We start from the raw sequence: 7,690 nt of genomic DNA, 5'->3' as shown, positions 1-7,690 counted from the left end.
AAAAGGGAAGAAAAGTATTAATATCACGCATAAGAACGCCGGTTTTTTAGATGTGTTTGCTCGCACGAACATCATCCATCAAATCGGCGTTCTTGTTTCTGTCTTTCCCGTGATTCCGTGAAGAACCCTTTTTTTGGACACTGATTTTGCAGCAATGGGGAGATCCCCTGTGAGAGCGGGCGTGCTCGCGAAAGCGGTGGATCAGTCAGCACCCGTATCACTGAAAGCCCGCACACACGCCCACTTCACAGGATTTACTGTGTCAGACGCCGAACTGCTCGCGGTACGCACGCACAGCCGGCAGGTGTTGCTTGAGCTGCGGATCATCCTCCAGGAACTGCAGTACCTGGTTCAGCGAGACGATGCTGACCACCGGAATGCCGAAATCGCGCTCCACTTCCTGGATGGCCGACAACTCACCGTTGCCGCGCTCCTGGCGGTTCAGGGCGATCAGCACGCCGGCGGCCTTGGCGCCGTCCTGGGACGCGATGATCTGCATCACTTCGCGGATGGCAGTACCGGCAGTGATCACGTCATCGATGATCAACACATCGCCGGTGAGCGGCGCGCCCACCAGGCTGCCGCCTTCGCCATGGGCCTTGGCTTCCTTGCGGTTGAAGCACCACGGCAGGTCCCGCCCGTGATGCTCGGCCAGGGCCACGGCAGTCGCGGCGGCAAGGGGAATGCCCTTGTAGGCCGGGCCGAACAAAACGTCGAAGGAAATACCGCTTTCAACGATGGCGGCCGCGTAGAAACGACCCAACTGAGCCAGGGCCGAACCCGAGTTGAACAAGCCAGCATTGAAAAAGTACGGGCTGGTGCGCCCGGACTTCAGAGTGAACTCACCGAAGCGCAAAACGCCGCGATCGATGGCAAAACGAATGAAATCGCGTTGATACGCCTGCATGAAAAAAGCCTCAGATACCACGGATTTAGCTAATTAGGTAGACGGCGTGTATCATACACGCACGCGATTTTTGGGGCCATTTATGCGGATCATCAGTGTGAACGTTAATGGTATTCAGGCTGCAGTCGAGCGTGGTTTGCTCAGTTGGCTGCAAGCCCAGAATGCCGACGTCATCTGCCTGCAGGATACCCGCGCCTCCGCCTTTGAACTGGACGACCCAGCCTTCCAACTGGATGGCTACTTCCTTTATGCCTGCGATGCCGAAGTGCCCACCCAAGGTGGCGTGGCTTTGTATTCGCGGTTGCAACCCAAGGCGGTCATCAGCGGCCTCGGCTTCGAGACAGCCGACCGCTACGGGCGCTACCTGCAAGCCGATTTCGATAAGGTCAGCATCGCGACCTTGCTGCTCCCTTCGGGGCAGAACGGCGATGAAGACTTGAACCAGAAGTTCAAGCTAATGGACGATTTCGCCCGTTATCTGGATAAACAGCGGCGCAAACGTCGCGAGTACATTTATTGTGGCTCGCTGTACGTGGCGCAACAAAAGCTGGATATCAAGAACTGGCGCGACAGCCAGCAATCCCCGGGCTTCCTGGCGCCGGAGCGCGCTTGGATGGACGAGATTGTCGGCAACATGGGCTATGTGGATGCCCTGCGCGAAGTCAGCCGCGAAGGCGACCAGTACAGCTGGTGGCCGGACAATGAACAGGCTGAGATGCTCAACCTGGGCTGGCGTTTCGACTACCAGTTGCTGACCCCAGGTCTGCGCCGGTTCGTTCGCAGCGCACGCCTGCCGCGCCAGCCGCGCTTCTCGCAGCACGCGCCGCTTATCGTGGACTACGACTGGACACTGACCATCTAAGGTCTTTTTCCAGGCACAAAAAAACCGACATCGCTGTCGGTTTTTTTGTGCCTGTTCATTATTTGATCACGCGCCAGGTCAAGGGATAGCGATAGGCGATCCCCTTGTTGGCCTTGATGCTACCAATGATGGTCAGCACCACCGTGGCGATCGCCAGGGCGAACATCAGGAAAAACCCAACCACCGCGAAGGCCAGCACGATGCAAACCATCCAGGCGATGGCCACGGTGATCTGGAAGTTCAGGGCTTCCTTGCCCTGATCATCAATGAACGGGTCCACTTCCTTCTTCATCTGCCACAGGATCAGCGGCCCTACGACACTGCCGAAGGGGAACACAAACCCCAGAAACGCCGCGAGATGGCACAACATTGCCCCCTGACGCACTTCGTAGGAAGGCGTAGGCACCGGCATCTGGCTGTCATTCATGGCGTTTCTCCTTGAGGCCGACTCAGTCAGCCAGGGCGGCGTTCTGCAGTTCGAAAATCTCGGTCATGCCTTTCTGGGCCAAGGCCAGCATCGCGTTCAGATCAGCCGGCTGGAACGGCGCGCCTTCGGCAGTGCCCTGCACTTCGATGAAGCCACCCGTGCTGGTCATCACCACGTTCAGGTCGGTCTCGGCGGCCGAGTCTTCCAGGTAATCCAGGTCCAGCACAGGCTCGCCCTGGTACATGCCTACCGATACGGCAGCGATCATTTGCTTGAGCGGGTCACCGCCTTTCAGGCCGCCACGCTTCTTGATCACTTTGAGTGCATCAACCAGGGCGACCATGGCGCCGGTGATGGACGCGGTGCGGGTGCCGCCGTCGGCCTGGATCACGTCGCAGTCGACGTACAGGGTCACGTCGCCCAGCTTGGACATATCCAGGGCTGCGCGCAGGGAACGACCGATCAAGCGCTGGATTTCCAGGGTGCGGCCGCCTTGCTTGCCACGGCTGGCTTCACGCTGGTTACGCTCACCGGTGGCGCGCGGCAGCATGCCGTACTCGGCGGTCAACCAGCCCTGGCCCTGACCTTTAAGGAAACGCGGTACGCCGTTTTCGACGCTGACGGTGCAGATCACCTTGGTATCGCCAAACTCGACCAGTACAGACCCCTCGGCGTGTTTGGTGTAGTTGCGGGTGATGCGGATCGAGCGGAGCTGATCGGCAGCGCGACCACTTGGACGTTTCATAGGGAGACACCTGTACTGAGGACGAAAAACTGCCGAGCATTATAGAGCCGCGAGCCGATTCGGGGCACTGCTAAAAAATCCTGTTACGAATGCTCGCGTTTGGGCGTGCTCGCCCCACTGCGCTACAATCGCGCGCCTTCTTAACCATCAGCCCGTGATTGACGGGACTGCAACGCGAGGTACCTCCATGGTGCACAGCATGACCGCCTTCGCCCGCGTCGAACAAGCCGGCGTACAAGGCACCCTGAGCTGGGAATTGCGCTCGGTCAACAGCCGCTACCTGGAGCCGCATCTGCGCCTGCCCGAGTCGTTCCGCGACCTCGAAGGCGCCGTGCGTGAAGCGCTGCGCCAGGGCATCTCCCGGGGCAAACTGGAGTGCACCCTGCGCTTTACCGAGGAAACCACCGGCAAGCCGCTGCAGGTTGATCGCGACCGTGCGGCGCAATTGGTAGCCGCCGCCGAGACCATCGCCGGCCTGATCAAGCAACCTGCCGCGCTCAACCCACTGGAAGTGCTGGCTTGGCCTGGCGTATTGGTGGCCGACGCCACCGACCCGCAAGCCCTCAACGCCGAAGCCCTCGCCTTGTTCAACCAGGGCTTGAAGGAACTCAAGGCCGGCCGCGAGCGCGAAGGCGCCGAACTGGCGCGCCTGATCAGCGAGCGCCTGACCTCCATTGAAGAAGACGTGGTCACCCTGCGCGAGCTGGTGCCACAGATGCTCGCCACCCAGCGCCAGAAGGTGCTCGACCGCTTCACCGACATGAAAGCCGACCTCGACCCCACGCGCCTGGAGCAGGAAATGGTGTTGCTGGCACAGAAGAGCGACGTCGCCGAAGAACTCGACCGCCTGAGCACGCACATCCTTGAAGTACGCCGCGTGCTCAAGTCGGGCGGTGCCGCCGGTCGGCGCCTGGACTTCCTGATGCAGGAACTCAACCGCGAAGCCAATACACTCGGCTCCAAAGCGTTCGATCCGCGCAGCACTACGGCTGCGGTCAACCTCAAAGTGTTGATCGAGCAGATGCGCGAACAAGTACAGAATATTGAGTAAGGCAACCTCCATGACCCACAGCACCGGCACCCTTTACATCATTTCCGCCCCCTCGGGCGCGGGCAAAAGCAGCCTGGTCAAGGCCCTGACCGACGCTGACGAGCAGATCCGCATCTCGGTTTCCCACACCACCCGCGCCATGCGCCCGGGTGAGGTGAACGGCGTGCACTATCACTTCGTCGAACGCACCGAGTTCGTCAAGATGATCGAGCACGGCGACTTCCTTGAGCGCGCCGAAGTCTTCGGCAACCTCTACGGCACGTCGCAAAGCCACTTGCAGCAGACCCTGGACGAAGGCCACGACCTGATTCTGGAAATCGACTGGCAGGGCGCCGAGCAAGTGCGCCAGCTGATGCCCAAGGCGCGTTCGATCTTTATCCTGCCGCCGTCGCTTGAAGCCTTGCACCAGCGCTTGAAAAATCGCGGCCAGGACAGCGACGAGATCATCGAAGGCCGCATGCGTGAGGCCGTCAGCGAAATGAGCCACTACGTCGACTATGACTACCTGATCATCAACGACGATTTTGCCCACGCTTTGGACGATTTGAAGGCGATTTTCCGCACCAACCAGCTCCAGCAAAAGCGCCAACAACAGCGTTTCGGCAAATTACTGGCCGAACTGCTCGGCTGATTGGCTCTTCCCAAAACCGCTGCAAGGGCTTTACATTGGCGCTTGTAGCGGTTTTGCGAGGGCCTGAGAAAAATCAGCGCTTCCCTAAACGCTGGTGATTTTTTAAACTGTTTAGTCCGCTTGCCCAACCGGGCAGCGCGCATCTTGCATTCGCTCCGAGGAATACCATGGCCCGCGTAACCGTTGAAGACTGCCTAGAACACGTGGATAACCGCTTTGAGCTGGTCATGCTCTCTACCAAGCGTGCCCGTCAACTGGCCACTGGCGGCAAAGAGCCATTGGTCCAGTGGGAAAACGACAAGCCTACCGTTGTGGCCCTGCGTGAAATCGCTGAAGGCCTGATGAGCTACGAGTTCATCGCCAACGCCGAAATCGTTGAAGACGAACCGCTGTTTGCAGCGTTCGAGGACGAGTCCAACGAGGCCGTCTAAGCCTATGCCTGGTCGACGTAGAACGGCGCGGGGTCACAGCCAACGGCAGGAGTTAAGACTTTGCCGAGCATAGACGCCCTCGCCGATCGCTTATCGGCCTACCTCGGCCCAGACCAGGTCAACCTGGTCCGCCGAGCGTATTTCTACGCCGAACAAGCCCACGACGGGCAACGCCGCCGTAGTGGCGAGGCGTATGTCACGCATCCCCTTGCGGTGGCAAATATTCTTGCCGACATGCACATGGACCATCAAAGCCTGATGGCCGCAATGCTGCATGACGTGATCGAAGACACCGGTATCGCCAAAGAGGCGCTGCAAGCGCAGTTCGGTGAAACCGTGGCCGAACTGGTCGACGGGGTCAGCAAACTGACCCAGATGAACTTCGAGACCAAGGCCGAAGCCCAGGCGGAAAACTTCCAGAAGATGGCCATGGCCATGGCCCGCGACATTCGGGTGATTCTGGTCAAGCTGGCAGACCGGCTGCACAACATGCGCACGCTGGAAGTGCTGTCCGGCGAAAAGCGCCGGCGCATCGCCAAGGAAACCCTGGAAATCTACGCACCCATCGCCAACCGGTTGGGCATGCATGCCATTCGTATCGAGTTCGAAGACCTCGGCTTCAAGGCCATGCACCCGATGCGTTCGGCGCGCATCTACCAGGCGGTCAAACGCGCCCGGGGCAACCGCAAGGAAATCGTCAACAAAATCGAAGAGTCGCTGAGCCATTGCCTGGCGATCGACGAGATCGAAGGCGAAGTCAGCGGGCGGCAGAAGCACCTCTACGGCATCTACAAGAAGATGCGCGGCAAGCGTCGGGCCTTCAACGAAATCATGGACGTGTACGCGTTCCGGATCATCGTCGACAAGGTCGACACCTGCTACCGCGTGCTCGGCGCTGTACATAATTTGTACAAGCCCCTGCCCGGCCGCTTCAAAGACTACATCGCGATTCCCAAGGCCAACGGCTACCAGTCGCTGCATACCACGCTGTTCGGTATGCACGGGGTGCCGATCGAAATCCAGATCCGCACCCGCGAAATGGAAGAGATGGCCAACAACGGCATCGCCGCCCATTGGCTGTACAAATCCAGCGGCGACGAGCAGCCCAAAGGCACACATGCCCGCGCCCGCCAGTGGGTCAAGGGCGTGCTGGAAATGCAGCAACGTGCCGGCAACTCCCTCGAATTTATCGAAAGCGTGAAGATCGACCTGTTCCCGGACGAGGTCTACGTGTTCACGCCCAAAGGCCGGATCATGGAACTGCCCAAAGGCTCCACGGCGGTCGACTTTGCCTACGCAGTGCACACCGACGTGGGCAACAGCTGCATTGCCTGTCGGATCAATCGCCGCCTCGCGCCGCTGTCCGAACCGCTGCAAAGCGGCTCCACGGTCGAGATCGTCAGCGCACCGGGCGCACGCCCGAACCCAGCCTGGCTCAACTTTGTGGTCACCGGCAAAGCGCGCACACATATCCGTCACGCCCTGAAGCTGCAGCGCCGCTCCGAATCCATCAGCCTCGGCGAACGCCTGCTGAACAAGGTACTTAATGGTTTCGACAGTGCCCTGGACAAAGTTCCTACAGAGCGCGTGCAAGCGATGCTTCACGAGTATCGCCAGGAAACCATCGAAGACCTGCTGGAAGATATCGGCCTGGGCAACCGCATGGCCTACGTAGTCGCCCGCCGCTTGCTCGGCGAAGGTGAACAGCTACCAAGCCCGGAAGGCCCACTGGCGATTCGCGGCACCGAAGGCTTGGTGCTCAGCTACGCCAAGTGTTGCACGCCGATCCCGGGCGACCCGATTGTCGGCCACTTGTCGGCGGGCAAAGGCATGGTGGTGCACCTGGACAACTGCCGGAACATTACCGAAGTCCGTCACAACCCGGAAAAATGCATCCAGCTCTCGTGGGCCAAGGATGTCACCGGCGAATTCAACGTCGAGTTGCGCGTGGAGCTGGAACACCAACGCGGCCTGATCGCCCTGCTGGCCAGCAGCGTCAACGCGGCCGACGGCAATATCGAGAAAATCAGCATGGACGAGCGCGATGGTCGCATCAGCGTGGTCCAGCTGGTGGTCAGCGTGCACGACCGTGTGCACCTCGCCCGCGTGATCAAGAAACTGCGCGCCCTGATCGGTGTGATCCGCATCACCCGTATGCGGGCATAGGCCTTCAAATACGTCATCACCTCTTACAAGGAGTCATAAATGACCAAGACCGTTATCACCAGCGATAAAGCCCCGGCCGCGATCGGGACTTACTCCCAGGCGATCAAGGCGGGCAACACCGTCTACATGTCCGGCCAGATCCCACTGGACCCAAAGACCATGGAACTGGTGGAAGGCTTTGAAGCACAGACTGTGCAGGTCTTCGAAAACCTCAAATCGGTTGCTGAAGCTGCCGGCGGTTCGTTCAAGGACATCGTCAAGCTGAACATTTTCCTCACCGACCTGAGCCACTTCGCCAAGGTCAACGAGATCATGGGCAAGTACTTCGAACAGCCGTACCCAGCCCGCGCCGCCATCGGCGTTGCTGCCCTGCCAAAGGGTGCGCAGGTTGAGATGGACGCGATTCTGGTCATCGAGTAAAACACCCGGCGCGGCCCTCCCATAGGCTGCGCCGACTTCGTTTTAAAAGG

General features: G+C 59.7%; 9 protein-coding genes. 6 read left to right on the top strand and 3 right to left on the bottom strand.

Annotation, left to right across the window (positions count from 1 at the left end):
• Positions 1–262: 262 nt before the first annotated feature.
• Positions 263–907, bottom strand: coding sequence for an orotate phosphoribosyltransferase (pyrE, locus tag AACY52_RS13980; protein ID WP_021492595.1), 645 nt, complete (start codon positions 905–907; stop codon positions 263–265).
• Between the two features lie 82 nt (positions 908–989).
• On the opposite strand from pyrE, the gene AACY52_RS13975 reads away from it, so the two are divergent.
• Positions 990–1,769 carry an exodeoxyribonuclease III gene (locus AACY52_RS13975; RefSeq protein WP_003195493.1) on the top strand — a complete coding sequence of 260 codons (780 nt, stop codon included), beginning with the start codon at positions 990–992 and terminating at the stop codon, positions 1,767–1,769.
• A gap of 58 nt (positions 1,770–1,827) precedes the next feature.
• Here AACY52_RS13975 and AACY52_RS13970 read toward each other — a convergent pair whose 3' ends face one another.
• Both AACY52_RS13970 and rph read right to left on the bottom strand, forming a co-directional pair.
• Positions 1,828–2,196: a DUF4870 domain-containing protein gene (locus AACY52_RS13970; protein WP_065875476.1), complete on the bottom strand. Its 369-nt coding sequence runs from the start codon at positions 2,194–2,196 to the stop codon at positions 1,828–1,830.
• Positions 2,197–2,218: 22 nt separating this feature from the next.
• Positions 2,219–2,941 carry a ribonuclease PH gene (rph, locus tag AACY52_RS13965; protein WP_003213280.1) on the bottom strand — a complete coding sequence of 241 codons (723 nt, stop codon included), beginning with the start codon at positions 2,939–2,941 and terminating at the stop codon, positions 2,219–2,221.
• Between the two features lie 187 nt (positions 2,942–3,128).
• Here rph and AACY52_RS13960 point away from each other — a divergent pair, with 187 nt between their 5' ends.
• The 5 genes from AACY52_RS13960 to AACY52_RS13940 all read left to right on the top strand — a co-directional run bounded on the left by AACY52_RS13960 (position 3,129) and on the right by AACY52_RS13940 (position 7,640).
• Positions 3,129–3,992 (top strand): YicC/YloC family endoribonuclease, encoded by an 864-nt coding sequence (locus AACY52_RS13960; protein WP_339415087.1) that lies wholly within the window; start codon positions 3,129–3,131, stop codon positions 3,990–3,992.
• 10 nt (positions 3,993–4,002) lie between these two features.
• Positions 4,003–4,623 carry a guanylate kinase gene (gene gmk, locus AACY52_RS13955; protein WP_065875477.1) on the top strand — a complete coding sequence of 207 codons (621 nt, stop codon included), beginning with the start codon at positions 4,003–4,005 and terminating at the stop codon, positions 4,621–4,623.
• A gap of 167 nt (positions 4,624–4,790) precedes the next feature.
• Positions 4,791–5,054, top strand: coding sequence for a DNA-directed RNA polymerase subunit omega (rpoZ, locus tag AACY52_RS13950; RefSeq protein WP_003176920.1), 264 nt, complete (start codon positions 4,791–4,793; stop codon positions 5,052–5,054).
• Positions 5,055–5,114: 60 nt separating this feature from the next.
• Positions 5,115–7,220, top strand: coding sequence for a bifunctional GTP diphosphokinase/guanosine-3',5'-bis pyrophosphate 3'-pyrophosphohydrolase (gene spoT, locus AACY52_RS13945; protein ID WP_339415086.1), 2,106 nt, complete (start codon positions 5,115–5,117; stop codon positions 7,218–7,220).
• Between the two features lie 39 nt (positions 7,221–7,259).
• Complete coding sequence (locus AACY52_RS13940; RefSeq protein ID WP_003176922.1) at positions 7,260–7,640, top strand: RidA family protein; 381 nt, start codon at positions 7,260–7,262, stop codon at positions 7,638–7,640.
• Positions 7,641–7,690: the final 50 nt, after the last annotated feature.

The organism is Pseudomonas sp. EA_65y_Pfl1_P113 (assembly GCF_963970525.1).
Lineage (GTDB): Bacteria > Pseudomonadota > Gammaproteobacteria > Pseudomonadales > Pseudomonadaceae > Aquipseudomonas > Aquipseudomonas tritici.
This window is presented reverse-complemented; position numbering and strand designations above follow the sequence as displayed.

What these genes read in the sequence shown, in the direction of transcription:
- AACY52_RS13970 (WP_065875476.1), bottom strand. Translation starts at nt 2,196, where the DNA reads ATGAATGACAGCCAGATGCCGGTGCCTACGCCTTCCTACGAAGTGCGT.
- rph (WP_003213280.1), bottom strand. Translation starts at nt 2,941, where the DNA reads ATGAAACGTCCAAGTGGTCGCGCTGCCGATCAGCTCCGCTCGATCCGC.
- AACY52_RS13975 (WP_003195493.1), top strand. Translation starts at nt 990, where the DNA reads ATGCGGATCATCAGTGTGAACGTTAATGGTATTCAGGCTGCAGTCGAG.
- pyrE (WP_021492595.1), bottom strand. Translation starts at nt 907, where the DNA reads ATGCAGGCGTATCAACGCGATTTCATTCGTTTTGCCATCGATCGCGGC.
- AACY52_RS13960 (WP_339415087.1), top strand. Translation starts at nt 3,129, where the DNA reads ATGGTGCACAGCATGACCGCCTTCGCCCGCGTCGAACAAGCCGGCGTA.
- AACY52_RS13940 (WP_003176922.1), top strand. Translation starts at nt 7,260, where the DNA reads ATGACCAAGACCGTTATCACCAGCGATAAAGCCCCGGCCGCGATCGGG.
- gmk (WP_065875477.1), top strand. Translation starts at nt 4,003, where the DNA reads ATGACCCACAGCACCGGCACCCTTTACATCATTTCCGCCCCCTCGGGC.
- rpoZ (WP_003176920.1), top strand. Translation starts at nt 4,791, where the DNA reads ATGGCCCGCGTAACCGTTGAAGACTGCCTAGAACACGTGGATAACCGC.